Here is a 17899-nt window from a genome sequence, read left to right as displayed (position 1 = left end):
TCACGCTTTTGGGGGATACTCTTGGGTATCCTGTATGGCTTCGGCAAAGGCTTCAACCACTTCCGGATTGAACTGAGTACCCGCTGCCTCGCGAAGTTTATCAAGAGCTTCTTGGGAGGTAAATCCATTTCGATAAGGAAGATCTGTGGTCATTGTAGTATAGGCCTCCGCCACAGCAATAATGGCCGAAGCCGGCGGTATTTCTTGTTTGCTTAACTGTTCAGGGTAGCCAGTGCCATCCCAATGTTCTTGATGATGGTAGACCCAAGGAACAATGCGTGAAAAAGTATTCATCTGCTTGACGATTTGTGCCCCATAGTAGGGATGCATCTGGATCATTTTCCATTCCTGAGGGGTGAGGGGCTTGACTTTTGTTAGAATGACCTCGGGGATTGAGATTTTCCCAATATCGTGTAAAAGGCCAGCAATCTCGATGAACTCCAAATCCGAGCCCGACCAGTTCATGCGTTTGGCAGTTTCAACAGCGTAGCGCGCAACGCGCTCAGAATGCCCAACCATGAAGCGATCACGTTGGTCAATAGCCGCGACGAGAACACGGGCTAAGTTGATAAGGGGAGAGAGACCAGCTGCTCCCGGGAATACGGTAGGGGATAACGATTGAGTGAAACCGGGGCGCCGCCGTTCTCCAATTGCTACTTCTAATTCAACTGTATTTTCGTAAAAGTTCAGAAAATTCTCTACGCGTTCGAGCATAACTTTAAGTTGCTGGTACTGCCCCGTTGCCCAGAGCGCCGGGATTTGTTCGTACATAATGGTTGAAGCACGGGCAATTTCGGCCTGTGGAATGATGCGTTTCCCGTAAGAAGATAGTAGATCATGGTAGGCAATAAGCCGTGAAAAGCGCTCACCGACGCGTTGTACTTGTTTAGAGAGCGCAGGATAATCCCGTACACTTTCTTCTAGAGCACGCAAGCGAACCAGAAGATCCTCAACTTCTGTAGACTCTTGATTGCGCTGTTGTAAAATTTCGTTTAGGATTTGTTCCCATAATGTCCGGGCATCTTGAAATGTGAGCACCTCATTGCCAAAAAGCACTGGATCGTCGTTTTTGCACTGACTTTCAACGTAACTGATGACCTTCTTAACCGATTCGGTGGCGGCTTCAAGGCGTGCTGCGTTTTCACGTCGCCGAATTTCCTCCAACCGTTTTTTCTCGCGCATAACTTGCATTCGGTTGTAGAAATCCATGCGCTTGGGTGCAGCGGCAAGTTTATCCATCAGAATGTCTTGTTGGGTATGTAACTCGTCCCAGGCCGCCTTTATGCTCTTAAGTTTAGGGGTGGGATAGATGAAGAGTGGAATCTTGTGGCTTTTTTGCTCGAGATTGGTGATTGTTTCGTATACTTGATGGTAAAGGTCTTGTAACTCCTCCTCAATTTTTGGCGCTTTAAACGTGAGGCTGGCATAAGTGACCCGGTAAGCCAGAAAAGCAGCCTCAATATCCTTGAGACGCTGACGGGCTTGCTTAGGATAGGCCCGGATTTGCTTTTGCAAATCCAGCCATTGGCGTATCGAGCCTATTGTATTTTGGAAGACTGAGTTGGGGCGTGGGAAACTAGGCTCAGAAGTCTTTACGCCTTCCAAGAGAGAGGGGGAGCTCTGATCTTTTGGCGTTACTTCTGAGAAATCTGAACCCGCAACAATGTTTTCAATTGTAGGCTTTTCTGTTGCGGATTCGTCAAGCCGTTCGGTTTCCATAACCCTTTCCTTCCAATCCCATTAACCGGCTCTACTTTTTACTGCACAGCAAACGGAACATCAAACGTTGCAATCTCCCCTGTGGAGTTACTGTAAAATTAGTTGTATTATACTAATAATATCCCTGCTTAACTTGCATGTCAATTATAGAGTAGATTAAAACTTTTACTCTATGATCTGTTGAATAGCCTACTTGTCCATGAGATCATGAGATAATAATGTGGAAACCCGAGCTGTGCTCAAGAGGGAGAGAGAGGCGATGACTAGTCCACAGGACTTAATCACGGTTGTTTTAGTGGAAAACAATCCACAACTAAGCAAGCACCTTCAAAAAACGCTAGGTTTGATTGAAGAGGTTGATTTAGTTAATGTCTCGATGTCGGCTCAAGAGGCGGTTGAGGCCATTCGAGATCTTAAACCCGATGTTGTCCTGATCGAGTATGATCTCCCGGATATGAATGGAATTACCTTGACCGAAATGCTGCGTCGAGATTTTCCGGGCACTCAAGTGGTTCTTATCTCACAAGACAACTACACTGATTTGGTATTGCGAGCCGTTCGAGCGGGGGCGTGCGACTTTATTACCCATGATGTTTCTATTAAGGAGATTACCGATGTCCTAAGACGTGCGGCACAACTTTCTTCAGCCGAGCGGCAACGACAAACTCCACCGGCCGGCTTGCCAGCCGGACCAACGCAAATGTTTGTGCCTGGGCGCGGCATTAATGGTCGAATTGTGACCGTTTACAGCCCTAAAGGGGGGACGGGGGCTACAACCATCGCGGCTAATTTGGCCCTGGCTCTACTGAATAACGAGGTGCGGGTAGCTCTGGTAGATGGGTGCTTGCAGTACGGGGATGCTCATATGTTCTTCAACGAACTGGGGCAGTTCTCGGTTTTAGATCTTGTTCCCCGTATTTACGATTTGGATATCCCTTTGGTTGAGAGCGTGATGATTCTAAATCGGGCTACTGGGCTCTATCTTTTACCGGCACCACCGCGCCCAGAATTTGCAGAAAAGATTACCGGGGAAAACTTTGCACGCATTTTAGAATTCATGCGTCGGTTTAGTGATTACACTGTTGTAAATACACATTCTTTCATTAACGATCCGGTTTTGGCTGCATTGGATGCAGGGGATGTGGTGGTTCTGGTGGTAGAACAACAGATAAATTCTATTCGTAACGTGCGGCTTTTTCTGGATCTTTGGGATGCGTTAGGGATGTCGCGAGAACGAATTACGTTAGTGATGAATCGTTATCGTAAAGATCACCCGATTACTGTAGAAAAAGTGAGTGAACGTCTTAAGCACACTGTTGTCATGAGCATTCCTGAAGACATTGAAGCCGCCCAAAAAGCGGATGCTCTGGGAATACCGATTATACGCAGTAGTAAAGATTCACTCATTGCTCAAAGTTTTATGGATCTGGCTGAGCATGTGCGTAAACGCATTACTAACCTTGAGCGAGTCGAAGCGCCGCGAATGCGCCTCTTTTCGGTGAGTTAGTCGTTTTTTTTTCGATGTATTCTATCTTCTTAATTGCCTCTGCTGGAATGGGCAGAGGTTTTTTGTCTTCATTTTGGGGTATACTTATTCCCCGGCGATGGATAAGGCTTTAATTCGCAATTTTTGTGTTATTGCCCATATTGATCATGGGAAGTCCACCCTGGCGGATCGTCTCTTGCAGATCACCGGTACGATCTCTGATCGCCAGATGGTAGAGCAGGTTTTGGATTCCATGGAATTGGAGCGCGAGAAGGGGGTGACCATCAAGGCTTCGGCGGTGCGAATGCTTTACCGTCGTTCCGATGGTCAAGAGTATGAGTTAAATCTTATTGACACACCGGGGCATGTGGACTTCAGTTATGAAGTTAGCCGTGCCCTGATGGCCTGTGAAGGTGCGTTGTTGGTTGTAGATGCTACTCAGGGAATTGAAGCCCAGACGTTAGCCAATCTTTACCTGGCACTGGATGCCGATCTGACAATCATCCCGGTTATTAATAAGATTGATTTGCCCTCAGCGCGGGTGGAAGAGGTGGCGCAGGAGATTCAAAATTTATTAGGAACGCCATCGGAAGAAATCCTGGCGGTTTCAGCCAAAGAGGGCACCAATGTAGAGAAGGTGTTAGAAGCTGTCATCGAGCGAGTACCACCGCCCCAGGGTGACGCATCTTTACCTCTACGAGCATTGGTGTTTGATTCGCATTATGACCCCTACAAAGGTGTGGTGGCATATATCCGCGTATTTGATGGCACACTTCGCCCTGAAGCTATACTCAGGGTAATGTCCAGTGGCATTGATTTCCGACCGGTTGAAATTGGGGTGTTCGCTCCGGATATGCGTCCGGTTAACTCACTGAGCGCAGGTGAGGTGGGGTATGTAGCGACTGGTCTAAAAACAGTTTCGGAATGTCGCGTCGGGGACACAATCACCCTTGCCACCCATCCGGCCGCGGAGCCACTGCCTGGTTTTCGTCATCCCAAGCCAATGGTTTTTGCTGGAATTTATCCGGTTGAAAATGAAGATTATGAACGCCTAAAAGAGGCCCTTGAGAAATTGCAACTCAATGATGCCTCGCTTGTCTTCCAACCCGAAAAGTCCCAGGCGCTTAATTTCGGCTTCCGTTGTGGTTTTCTTGGTCTGTTTCATATGGAAATCATCCAGGAGCGCTTGGAACGGGAATACGACCTGGATATTGTGGTCACGGCGCCTTCAGTGGAATATGAGGTAGTTTTACGCACCGGTGAAGTGATTCGGATTGATTCCCCGGCCTTGCTCCCAGATGAAGGGCTGATTGAAGAGATACGCGAACCCTGGATGGTGGTTCAGATTTTCACCCCTATGGAATACTATGGTACCGTGATGGATTTGGTGCGTCGTCGCCGGGGAATTTTCCGCGAGCAGGAATATCCGGCTCCCAATCGTGTCCAGTTAACTTTCGAGGTCCCTCTCTCCGAATTGATTGTGGATTTTTTCGATGAACTGAAATCGCGCACGCGGGGATATGGCTCGATGGATTATCATTTTGCCGAATATCGCCCCGGTGATTTGGTTAAGTTAGAGGTGTTGGTGGCCGGAGAGCCGGTGGATGCGCTGGCGACCATTGTGCATCGTGATCAGGCCTATCATAAGGGGCAAGCCCTGGTGAGCAAACTCAAAGAGGTCATTCCGCGTCAATTGTTCGATGTGGCGATTCAAGCTGCCGCCGGAGGGCGCATCATCTCGCGGGCGAATGTCAAAGCACTGCGCAAAGATGTGCTGGCAAAGTGTTATGGCGGGGATGTGACGCGCAAGAAAAAGTTGTTGGAGAAGCAGAAGCGGGGTAAGAAGCGCATGAAGATGGTAGGTAATGTAGAAATTCCGCAGGAAGCTTTCCTGGCGGTTTTGGGCTTGGAGGAAGATTGAAGCGGGAAAGCAGTGCGCAAAAATCTTTCCAGTGGTTGCAATGGTTGCCGGGGGTGGTGATCAGTTTACTGGCGATAGGTATTTTGTTCCGGGTCGCTAACTGGAAAGATGTTGGAGCCGCATTGGCGGCCTATCGGTGGCCGTTTATTATGGGTTCATTGCTCTTAACCCTTAGCTTTTTGTGGGCGCGAGCCTGGGCCTGGACGGCTCTGCTGGAAGGACAAGCCCGCCCTATTCAAGCCTTCTGGGCGATTAACCAGGGGTATTTAATCAATAATCTGTTGCCACTGCGGGCAGGTGAAGTGGGTCGCTCAGTTCTTTTGGGTCACCAGATCAACCAAAACCCTGTTCGGGTTCTCTCAACAGTTGTTATTGAACGGATCTTAGACCTTGCCTTTGCAGCGACGCTTCTTTTGAGCACCTTACCTTTGGTGGTGGGGATGGCTTGGGCGCGTACCGTGTCCTGGCTTACGCTGGCGATAATTCTAGCTGTTCTGGTCATGTTGATAATTCTCTCGCGAAACCAAGAAAGCACCCTACAGTTCTTTGATAATATAACTCAAAGGTGGCGCTGGCGATTTCTGAGAGTGGTTATATTACCGCAGTTGCGCCATCTAATGCAAGGCTTAGGCGCTTTGCGCAATCCCCGTGCGCTTTGGAAGGCTCTGTTCTGGGTTGGCGTTTCATGGGGATTAGCTGTTTGCAATTATTATTTGATGCTCTTGCCCCTTGCCCCACACGCTCGTTTTTGGTGGGGGGTATTTGCTGATGGGGTATTAGCCATGGGGATTGCCTTGCCATCAGCACCAGCTGCGCTGGGTACTTTTGAAGCCTCTCTGGTAGCAGCCTTGGCCCTATTAGGGGTGAATTCAACGGCAGCATTGGCCTATGCAATAACCCTTCACTTCTTGCAATTCCTGGTCACAGGAGTTTTGGGGTTGCTGGGGTTTCTGCGTCAACGGCATTCTTTACAGGAATGGGGTCAATGGTTGCAACTTCGTGAACGTGGAAATCTTACTCAATAAATTTGGGAGGTACAATGCCCCGACGCTATCTTATCACCGGTGGAGCAGGTTTCATTGGCTCGAATTATGCTGCGCGGCTAATCGGTCAGGGACACGAGGTTATCCTGTATGATAATCTTTCCCGGGCTGGTGCGGTGCGTAATCTGGAATGGTTACGGACGACCTTTGGTGAAGATGCCTATCGTTTGATCGTGGCGGACGTGCGAGATGCGTCCCGATTGAACGAGGCTGTGCAAGGCGTGGATGTCATTGTGCATCTAGCAGCACAGGTAGCAGTGACGACTTCGGTTGCCGATCCGCGCACAGACTTTGAGATCAATGCCCTGGGCACGTTTAATGTCCTGGAAGCTGCCCGGCTCTCAGGCCGAGATCCTATCGTGATTTATGCTTCAACAAATAAGGTATATGGGGGAATGGAGAATGTGGCGGTGGTGGAAGATCAAACGCGTTGGCGTTATCAGGACTTGCCCGAGGGATGCCCTGAAACCCAACCCTTGGATTTCCATTCCCCCTATGGGTGTTCAAAAGGTTGTGGTGACCAATACGTTCGCGACTATGCTCGCATTTATGGACTACCCACGGTGGTGATGCGCCAGTCCTGCATATATGGGCCGCGGCAGTTTGGGGTAGAAGATCAGGGCTGGGTGGCTTGGTTTGTCATTGCCGCCCTGCTCAAACGACGATTGACCATTTACGGAGACGGCAAGCAGGTACGTGACTTATTGTTTGTTGATGATCTTCTGGATGCCTATGATGCCGCAATTGAACGCATTGAGCAGGTTGCTGGGCAAATTTTCAATCTCGGTGGCGGACCACAAAACAGTATTTCCATCTGGCGTGAGTTTGGCCCCCTACTGGAACGCTTGGTGGGTTACCCCATTCCAGTAGATTTCGGAGAGTGGCGTCCTGGTGATCAGCGGGTTTATATCTCCGATATTCGCAAGGCACGTCAGTGGTTGGAATGGCAGCCCAAGGTGGGCGTGGAAGAGGGGGTTGAGCGACTGGTAACTTGGGTCAAGAACAATCTCAATCTGTTCTAATTCCGGCGAACAACGATGCGCATTCTAACAGTATTGACCTATTATCGTCCGCATACGTCGGGGCTCACCATTTACGCAGAAAGATTGGCTAAAGCCTTGGCACGACGCGGCCATCAGGTGACTGTGTTGACCTCGCACTATGACCGTTCGTTGCCGCGCGAGGAAATCATAGATGGGGTGCGAATTGTCCGGGCGCCGGTGGTGATGCGGGTAAGCAAGGGGGTTATCATGCCCACATTTGGCTTCTTAGCCACGCGGCTGGTGCTGAGCCACGATGTGGTGCATTTGCATTTACCTCAGTTCGATGCCGCCGGGATCGCCTTGCGCGGGCGGCTGTTTCGCAAGCCCACGGTGATCACTTATCACTGTGATTTGCGCATGCCTCCGGGATTAATAGCCTGGTTGGCCAATCAAGCCGTATTGGTCATGAACGAATTGGCAGCCTTATTTACGCATCGCATGGTGACCTACACCCAAGATTACGCCGATCACTCGGCCTACTTACGCCGTTATCAGCATAAATTACAGATCATCCCACCGCCAGTTGAATTGCCCGAGGTTAACCCGGAAAGTATTCAGGCGTTTAGACAACGTAATAATCCTGAGGGCAATCGCCCGGTGATTGGCATGGCAGCGCGCTTTGCCACTGAAAAGGGAGTAGAAGTATTGCTAGATGCGCTCCCTCGGATTTTAGAGGTCTATCCGCGGGCCCAAGTGCATTTTGCCGGCCCTTATCAGAACATCGTTGGCGAAGAGCACTACTTTCAGCGTTTAGCGCCGCGCATTCAGGCTTTTCAAGCGCAGGGACATTGGCGCTTTCTGGGTGTTTTAAACCCCGAAGATATGGCACGCTTTTATCCAAATATTGATGTCTTGGTCTTGCCTTCCCTTAACTCAACCGAAGCCTTTGGGTTAGTCCAGGTTGAGGCGATGATGAACGGTGTGCCGTGCGTGGCTTCGGACTTGCCGGGTGTACGCCAGCCAGTGCTTCGACACCGTATGGGGAGAATTGCCCCCGTGGGTGACTCCAAAGCCCTCGCCGAGGCCATTTTGGATGTGCTCAATCACCGTGAACAGTTTATGGTGGATCGTGACGCCATTCGTCAGCAATATCATCCTGATGCCATTGCGGCGCAGTTTGAAGGCCTGTTTCAAAGCATGCTGAACAAGTTGCGGTAGTTATGGACAAACCTTCAGCATCATCAAGTCAGCCGTCAGAGCGAGATTTTCTTTGGTTGCATTTACGCGAATTGCCTTACTTTCGGGCATTACTGCGGGCGGTTGAGGCGCGTTTTTACCAGGGGTTGCACTTGCCACATCCGATATTGGATATCGGTTGCGGAGATGGTCATTTTGCCAGTGTGACCTTTGATGAACCTTTGGATGTTGGCCTTGATCCCGATCCTCGGGTTTTACCCTTGGCGCGGGGGTATGGAGGCTACCGCTGGGTATTGCGCGGCTATGGAGATGCCTTACCCTTTGGTCGGGCAACTTTTGCCAGTGCGGTCAGCAACTCTGTTCTTGAACATATCCCTGATATAGATAATGTTTTATGTGAGGTTGCACGGGTTCTGCGCCCAGGTGCGCCCTTTATCTTCTGTGTGCCAAATCATCGTTTTGCCCCCTCGCTTTCGGTGGTGCGTTTCTTCGAGCGCTTGGGTTGGTGTGGGCTCGCCAATGCCTATCAACGCTTCTTCAATCGTATTTCACGGCATTATCATTGTGATGATGTTCCGCGCTGGCAAGAGAGGCTCGAGAGAGCGGGCTTCACTTTGGAAAACTACTGGCATTATTTCTCGCCTGGGGCTCTGGCTTGTCTGGAATGGGGACATTACTTTGGCCTGCCATCGCTAGTCTGGCGGAAATTGACCGGTAAATGGATTTTAGCGCCGTACCCATGGAATCTGGCACTAACCCGACGGGTTGTTCAACCTTACTTTGATCAACCAGCAGAGTGTGCAAATGGGGTTTATACGTTTTACATCGCGCGGCGATCTTAATCGCTTTGGCCCCCTGAAGACTCCTGGATTAGTTTCTGGCGTAATTCATTAATGGGGTGTAGATTGCCATCGGTATCGCGGAAATGCCAGAGTTCCCATCCATTGCACGGGGCATTATTGAGCATGGCCCGTGCTAAGGTGTGAATTGAACCGGTTAGATTACCACAACGAAGATGTCCGTTGGCCTGGATCGTAGCCTCGGGGGTATTACCGCGAAAATAGAGAATTTGTCCGGGTTGGAGTAGGCCGGCCTCTAGCAGAGCCCCAAACGGGATACGTGGACGGCGTCGAGGTTCGTTCAGTATTACCGCAGAAAGAGGGGCGGGGGTTGTTTCTTCGATGCGAGCGCACGCAATGTTCACATACCTGGGATCGCGTTCAATGCCCACAAAGTGGCGATGGAGTTTCTTTGCTACGGCACCGGTTGTCCCGGTGCCGAAAAATGGGTCTAAAATGATATCACCGGGTTGGGTAGATGCCAGAATAATGCGGTAAAGGAGGGCTTCGGGTTTTTGGGTGGCGTGGGCTTTTTCGCCATTAATACGAATGCGTTCATTGCCAATGCAGGTGGGCAAATACCAGTCAGACCGCATTTGTAGATCATCGTTGAGTGCCTTCATGGTGTGATAGTTGAAGGTATATTTTCTGCCTTTTACTTTCTGGGCCCAAATTAATGTTTCGTGAGCATTGGTAAAGCGGGTACCGTGAAAATTGGGGGTGGGGTTGGTTTTGATCCAGATTAAATCATTGAGAATCCAGAATCCCAACTCTTGTAAAATTGCACCGACTCGATAGATATTATGGTAAGTTCCGATCACCCAGAGGGTTCCAGTATCTTTGAGGATACGGCGGCACTCGGAAAGCCAGGCACGGGTAAAGGCATCATACGCGGCGAAGGACTCAAACTGATCCCAATGATCATCAACGGCATCCACGCGGGTGAAGTTAGGGCGATATAGAGCATTTCGTAATTGCAGGTTGTAAGGTGGATCCGCGAATACCATATCCACGACCCCAGAGGGTAATTGGGGCAGAATTTCAAGGCAATCACCTTCCAGAATGGTATCCAGAGGAAGAGGGGAAACTGATTTCATCACGTCATCTCTGTGTGCATCGCACTACTAAAAATAAGTTTAGCACAACCGTTATTGAGTGAGGCAGCGCTTGTCAGCCCCCTGGTCTTGAATTATGATATACACTCAATCGGAATGATCCGCTGAAAAAACGGTGAACCCGCAAAAGACACATCAATCATGAAAGAGCCGACCATTCTGGATTTCGTGAAAGCCCTACTGACGCCCTGGCGGGGTAGACCCCCGGCCATTCCTCCATTAGAAGAATCCCAATCCGCATCTCCATCGCCATTAGAACGCCAAGTTGCGTCAATACCCAAACCTGAAAGCCCTGGCCAGATTTTCCCAGAACGACGGGTCGGATTCCGAGTTCCCTGGTCAAGTCTCTTGGCGGTGGGGTTGGCACTTCTAGCCCAACGTCTACTGGAACCACCGCGTCAGGGCTCACCCTTGGTGGCCGTTATAATCTACGCTATGGCGTTTGTGGCCCTGGTAGCGGCCATTGGGAGACGGGAATGGCAAATCCCGCCGCTTACTAATAATGAAGATTCTCCCCCTCCTATGCCGTTAAGGGTGCAAACTCGCGCCGCGCTTCTGGCAGCTGGATTGTTACCATTGGCCTTTATTGCACTGGGGGGAAACCGGTTTACGGTGTTTAATCTGGTGCTTTGGTTGGGGGCATTGGCAGCCACCTTGGTAGCGTTTATTCTCCCTGGGCAGCGGTCGCATAATCGGCGTGATTGGCTGACCTTCCTGCATCAACCCGGGTGGACGATAACTATCTCGCGTTGGGCTATTTTGCTGAGTTTAGCTACCTTGGTTGTGGCCTTCTTCCGTTTCTATCGCCTGGATAGTGTGTTGGGGGAGATGTTCAGCGATCATGCCGAAAAATTACTGGATGTGGCGGATGTGTTGCAGGGTCAGACGTCTATTTTCTTCCCCCGCAATACTGGGCGAGAGGCGTTTCAGATGTATCTGACGGCGCTGATCGCGGTTGTCGCTGGAACTGATTTGTCTTTCATGAGTTTGAAACTTGGTACAGCGTTGGCTGGCTTCATCGCACTGCCTTTTATCTATCTTTTAGGCAAGGAAATTGGGGGAAAATGGACGGGATTAACGGCCTTTCTCCTGGCTGGGATGGCCTATTGGCCGAATGTGATTTCGCGAGTGGGGTTGCGTTTTCCTCTTTATCCGATGGCAGCGGCGCCAGCGCTGTATTTTCTTATCCGCGGCCTAAGGCATGGAAGCCGCAACGATTTTATTTGGTCGGGACTGGCTCTGGGGGTTGGCTTACACGGTTACAGCCCCACCCGACTTCTGCCCGTGGTCATGGTTCTGGCGCTGGTTCTATATTTACTCCATCGCCATTCTGAAGGGCGGCGTTGGGCATCCCTATGGGCTTTTGGAATGCTGGCTTTCACGGCGCTGGTGGTATTTTTGCCCCTTTTACGGTATATGATGGAACAGCCAGACATGTTTGCCTTCCGCGCGTTGACGCGACTGAGCGCCATTGAACGGCCGTATCCAGCCCCGGTATGGCAAATCTTCCTAAGTAATTTAGGAGAAGCTTTGGTGATGTTCTTTTATGATAATGGGAACATCTGGGTGCACTCCATTCCTGGCCGCCCGGCGCTAGATATTTTCACGGCGGTGCTTTATTTCCTTGGTTTGGTGGTAGTAGGAGGGCGTTACCTCCGTGAGCGCCATTGGGTGGATCTTTTCCTCTTGCTTTCGATACCTATGCTCATGATGCCCTCCATTCTTTCCTTGGCTTTCCCTGAGGAAAACCCTTCGCTTAATCGCACTGGTGGGGCAATTGTGCCGGTGTTTATCATCGCGGCGATTGGTTTGATTTCCTTTTTGCAGACCATGGTCAATCATCTTCAACCCCGGCTGGGGCGAATGGCTGCTACATTAACCGGGGCGGCGCTTTTGATTGGAGTCGGTTATCAGAACTTTGACTTAGTGTTTCGTCAATTCGATCGGCAGTTTATGGCCGGTGCCTGGAACACATCGCAAATCGGGCATGTGATTCGTGCGTTTGCCGATTCAATTGGCAACCCCGATTCGGCATACGTTGTCCCTTATCCATATTGGGTTGACACGCGGTTGGTGGGGATCAACGCGGGCTATCCATTGAAGGACTATGCGCTGTGGCCTCAAGATTTCGAGAAGACACTTGATCAACTCGGGGCCAAGTTGTTTATTCTGAAACCCGAGGATCAGGCCGCTTTGGATAAACTGCGCCAGCTTTACCCGACAGGGTTTCTCTATTATTATGACAGTCACCGTGAGGGCAAAGATTTCTTGATCTTTTTTGTCCCTCCCACGGCACCCTAGGATTCACAGGCGGATCATACTATGGTTGAAGCCTATATTATGAAAGAAACCTTAACGGTCAAGCCTCGGCGCCTGTTTGGGGATGTGCTGTTACTTGTCATTTTATTGGTGGGGGCTTATTTTCGGTTGATTGGGCTGGATTGGGATGAAGAGCAACATCTTCATCCCGATGAGCGATTCATGACCATGGTTGCCAGTTCCATCCACACACCGGGAAGCCTGGGAGATTATTTCAATACGGCTACCTCATCGCTAAATCCTCATGTGGTGGGTTATGGCTTTTATGTATATGGTACATTTCCGTTGTTTCTGACGCGATGGGTGGGCGAGGCACTAGGCAAAACCGGTTACGGCGACATTTATCTCGTGGGTCGCGTGCTTTCAGCCCTGGCTGACCTGCTGGCTGTTTTCTTGGTTTATCATATTGCATGGCATCTCTATCGCCGTTACGCCATAGGGACACTGGCGGCAGGGTTTGCCGCCCTGGCTGTATTGCAGATTCAACTCTCGCACTATTTTACGGTAGATACATTTGCCAACGCGTTTCTCTACTTGGCATTTTACGCCGCCGTGCGGGTGATGACGGTGCCATTACCATCTTGGAGTCAGGATAGCACCTCCATACGCCATTTGGACGAGCCGGTGGGATTCTATCTTTTGTTCGGACTCGGGTTGGGTTTGGCGCTGGCTTCCAAAGTAAGCACCCTCCCTGTTGTTCTTCTGTTGCCTATAGCGGCTCTCATTCGTTATTCTCGTGTACCCACCCCCCAATTGCGCAGTCGGCTTAGCCTTGGGATCGTGCGTAACCTGGTGCTGGCCGTAGTGGTAGCCTTTTTCACCTTTCGCATCTTTCAACCTTATGCGTTCAGTGGACCGGGCTTTTGGGGGCTGGCCATTAATCCGCGCTGGGTGGATAACCTGCGTGAGTTGAGCAACTTGAGCAACGGGGATGTAGATTTTCCTCCGGCGTTGCAGTGGGCACGGCGTCCGTTAACCTTTGCCTGGGTGAACATGGTAAGATGGGGGTTGGGCTGGCCATTGGGACTTTTGGCGTGGGTAGGGTTTTTATGGATGGGGTATCGAATTATCAGGGGGGCTTGGCGTGAGCACATCTTATTGTGGGCATGGACTGGATTGTATTTTTCATGGCAGAGCCTGAACTTCACCCGTGCCATGCGCTATCAACTTCCGGTATATCCTGCGCTGGCAATCATTGCCGCCTGGGCAATCATCACATTGTGGGATAAAGCCGCGTTAAACGGCTTGCTCACACGGGCGGTGAGAAGGATTAACCCGTGCCGATTGATGGCGGTGGTTTTGGGGGGCTTGGTTCTGCTCGGCACGTTTTTATGGGCGTTTGCTTTCACCCGCATCTATACCCGTCCGGTGACCCGCGTGGCGGCCAGCCGTTGGATTTATCAGCATGTGCCCGGCCCGATCAATTTGCGCATCCAGACCGGAACCGAAACGGTTAACCAGCCGTTGCCAATCCGAGAGGGAGTATCCTTAACCGTCCAACACCCTCTCCGTTGGGTATTTACACCGACTGAAGATTGGCGTGTGACTCAGGCTTGGATTACGGCCATTTATGACCCAGCTTTGGGTTCCGATTTGAAAAATGTGCAATTTGTTTTAGGGCAAGGTGACGGAAAGGTTCTGGCAGTTTCACAACTAACCGATACCTTTGCCATCCCTGAGGAACAAGCGAATCGCGTTATCCCATTTGATTCAGTGGTAACCCTTATAGCCGGCCACCCTTACTGGTTCGAAGTCCGTTTGGAGGGTGAAGCGCGTTTACTGCGTCTGAACGGTGCGATTCAGTTAGGTAATGCTCAGGTTCCCCAGCGGCTCACCGTGATCCCGGCACTCGTTGAACCTTTGCGCTTGGGGCAGGGGCTGGTCATTCCATTCACACCGGTGCAGTCTGGGATGTTGTCGCAAGTTCTGCTCAACCGCATTGTGGATTGGAAAGCCCTGGAGGATATAAAAACACTGCGTTTGCAAATCTTAGATTCGGCTAGCGGTATAACATTAATCACAATTGAATTTAAGGGAGTCTTCCACGCATTGAGCGATCCGCGTGGGGAATCCTATTCGATTACATTGGAGAACCCAATTCAGATCGAGAAGAATAAAAGCTATCTTCTCACATTAGATGTCACAACCGGTGAAGGTGACCTTGCGATTTACGGCAGTGCACCAGCGCATGAATCCACTTGGGATGATGGACTGCCTTTACGCTTGGATGGTTATGATCCCTATGGGGGGATTTACCGCAGTGGTTTGAACTTTGAGATGTATTGGGATGACAACGAAGACAAACTGGCGCGCTTCCTCTCTATTCTCGATCAGGCTGATTATATTTTCATCACGTCCAATCGCCAATGGGGGACAACGACCCGTGTACCCGAACGTTATCCGTTAACAACGGTTTATTATCGCAATTTGTTGGGCTGTCCGGAAGAGACATCCATACTTTGGTGCTATAGTGTAGCCCAGCCGGGCATGTTTGAAGGTAAGTTGGGCTTTGAGTTGGTAGCAGTTTTCCAGAGCGACCCTAACCTGGGTTCGCTACGTTTCAATACACAGTTTGCTGAGGAAGCGTTCACGGTTTACGATCATCCCAAGGTGTTGATCTTTAAGAAACAGGCCGATTACAACCCGGCACAGGTGCGTGCGGTATTGGGCGGTGTGGATTTAAGTAAAGTGATCCGGCTAACCCCGCGTCAGTTTAAATCTTACCCGGCTACGCTAATGCTCCCTCTAGAACGTTGGGTTCAACAGGTCAAGGGAGGGACTTGGTCGGAATTATTTAGCACCTCGGCCTGGAATAACCGGTATCCCGGCTTAGGACTTATCATCTGGTATGTTGCGTTAATGTTAATAGGGTGGATGGTGTACCCCTTGGCACGGTTGGTTTTTGGGGTCTTACCCGACAAGGGATATCCGCTGTTACGGATATTAGGTTTACTGTGCTTGGGGTGGGGGGTATGGATTCTGGGATCAATGGGTGTGCCGTTTACGCCATTTACCATCTCCCTTAGCGCCTTGGCGATTCTGATGCTAAACCTGGGATTAGGTTATCTCCAGCGTGAGGCTATTCGCCAGGAATTACGGCAAGAATGGCGCGATTTTTTACGCATCGAAGCCCTAGCCCTGGCTTTCTTCCTCTTCTTTTTGCTTATTCGCCTCGGCAATCCGGATCTCTGGCACCCCTATAAGGGGGGAGAGAAGCCGATGGATTTTTCCTATTTCAATGCAGTGCTGAAGAGCACTACGTTTCCACCCTATGATCCTTGGTTCGCGGGTGGATACATTAACTACTACTATTTTGGTTTTGTGTTGGCGGCTGTTCCCACCAAATGGCTGGGAATTGTTCCTTCAATTGCCTACAATTTCATTTTGCCCTCATTCTTTGCGCTAGTGGCATTGGGGGCGTTCAGCGCGGGCTACAACCTAGTGGCGTGGGTCAATAGCCAGCGCGTTCGCGGTGACCATAAAAATCCATATTACGTAGATGGGCATCCCTGGTTGGGCGGATGGGCGGCGGCCATTGGTGTGCTAATCCTGGGCAACCTGGGTACGGTGCGCATGATCTGGCATGGGTTGCAACGGCTGGTTGCCCCAAATGGGCAAATTGAAGGGGTAAATTTCTTCCAGCAGATTATTTGGGCATTAGGCGGATTGGGGCGCTTGGTGGCAGGGGCTCATTTACCCTATGCGCCAGGGGATTGGTATTGGATCCCCAGCCGCGTTTATCCGGGTGAACCGATTACCGAATTTCCGTTCTTTACTTTCCTTTACGCCGATCCGCATGCTCATCTCTTTGCGCTGCCGCTGACCCTTTTGGCGTTAGGGTGGGCGCTGGCAATTTCCTTCGCGGCTTGGCGCTGGGGACGTTCTGATGACCTCCCCTGGCCGATACGGACGGCGGCGGTGTTTTTCCTGGGCGGGCTGATCATTGGCGCCCTACGCCCGACCAATACCTGGGATTTGCCCACTTATCTGGGATTGGGCCTGCTGGCGTTGGCCTACAGCGGTTGGAAGGATGCGGACCTTCCGGAGGGTTGGTGTCCATACTTCCCTGCTTGGCTGAGGCGCTGGGTAGCCATAGGTCTGGCTGCGGTTTTGCTGATCGGGCTGTCGTTCTTGCTCTATCTCCCTTTTAGTCAATGGTATGGGCAGGCCTATGCGGCGATAGATCTGTGGCGTGGCGCTCGTTCGCCTTTCTGGTCGTATCTGACTCACTTGGGGGTCTTCCTGTTCATTTTGGCTTTCTGGTATGGCTGGGAGACCTATATCTGGATGGCGACCACACCACTTTCAGCCTTAAGGCGAATCTATCCTTACCGGTATCACTTGTTGGTTGGATTAGCGGTTTACCTTGGGATCATGATTTATCTGACTCATGGGCTTGGGGTAGAGATTGCCTGGCTGGTTATGCTTTTGGTACTGTGGGCAGGGCTACTCCTCTTACGTCCTCGCCAGGATGATTCACGACGTGCTGTGTTGGTTATAAGCATCACGGCGCTGGTGCTTACGTTGGCGGTGGAACTGGTGGTTTTGCGTGGTGATATTGGGCGCATGAACACGGTCTTCAAGTTCTATCTGCAAGCCTGGGTGCTACTAGGGCTCAGCGCTGCCGTGGCTCTGACATGGTTATGGCCCGCGGTACGGCGATTCTGGAAGACAGGCTGGCAGTATGTTTTTAGAGTGGGGGTCAGTTTGTTGGTGGGAGGTGCGTTACTTTTCCCCTTATTGGGTGGGTTGGATAAAATTCGTGATCGTATGAGCCCGACCGCGCCTCATAGCCTGGATGGCATGGCTTATATGCCATTTTCAACTTATTGGGAGGGGGAGCACACGCTTGATTTAAGCCAGGACTATCGTGCTATTCGCTGGATGCAAGAGAATGTAGAAGGATCGCCAGTTATTGTCGAGGCGAATGTCCCCGAATACCGCTGGGGTAACCGATTCACAATTTACACCGGCTTGCCGGGGGTGGTAGGGTGGAATTGGCACCAGCGGCAGCAGCGTGCCCTGCTACCCGACACCTGGGTGACCGAACGGGTGTTGGCAATTGCTTCTTTCTATAACACGACCGACCTCCAAGAAACCAAGCATTTTTTGGAGCAGTATCACGTTTCGTATATTATCGTGGGTCAGTTGGAAAGGGCGGTTTACCAACCGGAAGGGTTAGCCAAATTCGAAGCCCAAGAAGGCCGGCTCTGGCGAAGAGTCTATCAGGATGCCGATACCGCCATTTACTGGGTTATTCGTCCGGGCGAGTGAGGT

The 17899-nt window shown here is 50.8% G+C and carries 10 protein-coding genes; 8 read left to right on the top strand and 2 right to left on the bottom strand.

Features of this window, described 5'->3' with window-relative positions:
- Entirely contained in the window at nucleotides 1–1719 is a 1719-nt protein-coding gene (locus AC01YT_RS01360; RefSeq protein ID WP_424911666.1) for an HD-GYP domain-containing protein, read from the bottom strand.
- Between the two features lie 259 nt (nucleotides 1720–1978).
- Here AC01YT_RS01360 and AC01YT_RS01355 point away from each other — a divergent pair, with 259 nt between their 5' ends.
- The 6 genes from AC01YT_RS01355 (at nucleotide 1979) to AC01YT_RS01330 (ending at nucleotide 9191) form a co-directional block, all read left to right on the top strand.
- The gene (locus tag AC01YT_RS01355; RefSeq protein ID WP_424911665.1) at nucleotides 1979–3226 is read left to right on the top strand and encodes a CpaE/TadZ family protein; all 1248 of its coding nucleotides are present in this window, start codon (nucleotides 1979–1981) and stop codon (nucleotides 3224–3226) included.
- A gap of 97 nt (nucleotides 3227–3323) precedes the next feature.
- Complete coding sequence (gene lepA, locus AC01YT_RS01350; protein WP_476672370.1) at nucleotides 3324–5126, top strand: translation elongation factor 4; 1803 nt, start codon at nucleotides 3324–3326, stop codon at nucleotides 5124–5126.
- The gene (locus AC01YT_RS01345; protein WP_476672369.1) at nucleotides 5123–6151 is read left to right on the top strand and encodes a lysylphosphatidylglycerol synthase transmembrane domain-containing protein; all 1029 of its coding nucleotides are present in this window, start codon (nucleotides 5123–5125) and stop codon (nucleotides 6149–6151) included. Before lepA ends, AC01YT_RS01345 begins: the two co-directional genes overlap by 4 nt.
- Nucleotides 6152–6165: 14 nt before the next feature.
- On the top strand, nucleotides 6166–7191 hold the full coding sequence (locus AC01YT_RS01340; RefSeq protein WP_476672368.1) for a GDP-mannose 4,6-dehydratase: 1026 nt from the start codon (nucleotides 6166–6168) through the stop codon (nucleotides 7189–7191).
- A gap of 15 nt (nucleotides 7192–7206) precedes the next feature.
- On the top strand, nucleotides 7207–8370 hold the full coding sequence (locus AC01YT_RS01335; RefSeq protein ID WP_424911661.1) for a glycosyltransferase family 4 protein: 1164 nt from the start codon (nucleotides 7207–7209) through the stop codon (nucleotides 8368–8370).
- 2 nt (nucleotides 8371–8372) lie between these two features.
- Nucleotides 8373–9191, top strand: coding sequence for a class I SAM-dependent methyltransferase (locus AC01YT_RS01330; RefSeq protein ID WP_424911660.1), 819 nt, complete (start codon nucleotides 8373–8375; stop codon nucleotides 9189–9191).
- Here AC01YT_RS01330 and AC01YT_RS01325 read toward each other — a convergent pair.
- Nucleotides 9188–10285, bottom strand: coding sequence for a DNA methyltransferase (locus tag AC01YT_RS01325; protein WP_476672366.1), 1098 nt, complete (start codon nucleotides 10283–10285; stop codon nucleotides 9188–9190). The genes AC01YT_RS01330 and AC01YT_RS01325 overlap by 4 nt on opposite strands.
- Nucleotides 10286–10444: 159 nt before the next feature.
- On the opposite strand from AC01YT_RS01325, the gene AC01YT_RS01320 reads away from it, so the two are divergent.
- Together AC01YT_RS01320 and AC01YT_RS01315 are read left to right on the top strand one after the other, a co-directional pair.
- A complete protein-coding gene (locus tag AC01YT_RS01320) occupies nucleotides 10445–12604 on the top strand; it encodes a glycosyltransferase family 39 protein (protein WP_424911658.1) in 2160 nt (719 codons plus the stop codon).
- 21 nt (nucleotides 12605–12625) lie between these two features.
- Nucleotides 12626–17896: a DUF2298 domain-containing protein gene (locus AC01YT_RS01315; RefSeq protein WP_476672365.1), complete on the top strand. Its 5271-nt coding sequence runs from the start codon at nucleotides 12626–12628 to the stop codon at nucleotides 17894–17896.
- Nucleotides 17897–17899 lie beyond the last annotated feature (3 nt).

This window comes from Thermanaerothrix sp. (assembly GCF_056331585.1).
The sequence above is the reverse complement of the archived record's forward strand: the minus strand, read 5'-3'. Positions and strand labels throughout refer to the sequence as shown.

What these genes read in the sequence shown, in the direction of transcription:
- AC01YT_RS01360 (WP_424911666.1), bottom strand. Translation starts at nt 1,719, where the DNA reads ATGGAAACCGAACGGCTTGACGAATCCGCAACAGAAAAGCCTACAATT.
- AC01YT_RS01355 (WP_424911665.1), top strand. Translation starts at nt 1,979, where the DNA reads ATGACTAGTCCACAGGACTTAATCACGGTTGTTTTAGTGGAAAACAAT.
- lepA (WP_476672370.1), top strand. Translation starts at nt 3,324, where the DNA reads ATGGATAAGGCTTTAATTCGCAATTTTTGTGTTATTGCCCATATTGAT.
- AC01YT_RS01340 (WP_476672368.1), top strand. Translation starts at nt 6,166, where the DNA reads ATGCCCCGACGCTATCTTATCACCGGTGGAGCAGGTTTCATTGGCTCG.
- AC01YT_RS01335 (WP_424911661.1), top strand. Translation starts at nt 7,207, where the DNA reads ATGCGCATTCTAACAGTATTGACCTATTATCGTCCGCATACGTCGGGG.
- AC01YT_RS01330 (WP_424911660.1), top strand. Translation starts at nt 8,373, where the DNA reads ATGGACAAACCTTCAGCATCATCAAGTCAGCCGTCAGAGCGAGATTTT.
- AC01YT_RS01325 (WP_476672366.1), bottom strand. Translation starts at nt 10,285, where the DNA reads ATGAAATCAGTTTCCCCTCTTCCTCTGGATACCATTCTGGAAGGTGAT.
- AC01YT_RS01320 (WP_424911658.1), top strand. Translation starts at nt 10,445, where the DNA reads ATGAAAGAGCCGACCATTCTGGATTTCGTGAAAGCCCTACTGACGCCC.
- AC01YT_RS01315 (WP_476672365.1), top strand. Translation starts at nt 12,626, where the DNA reads ATGGTTGAAGCCTATATTATGAAAGAAACCTTAACGGTCAAGCCTCGG.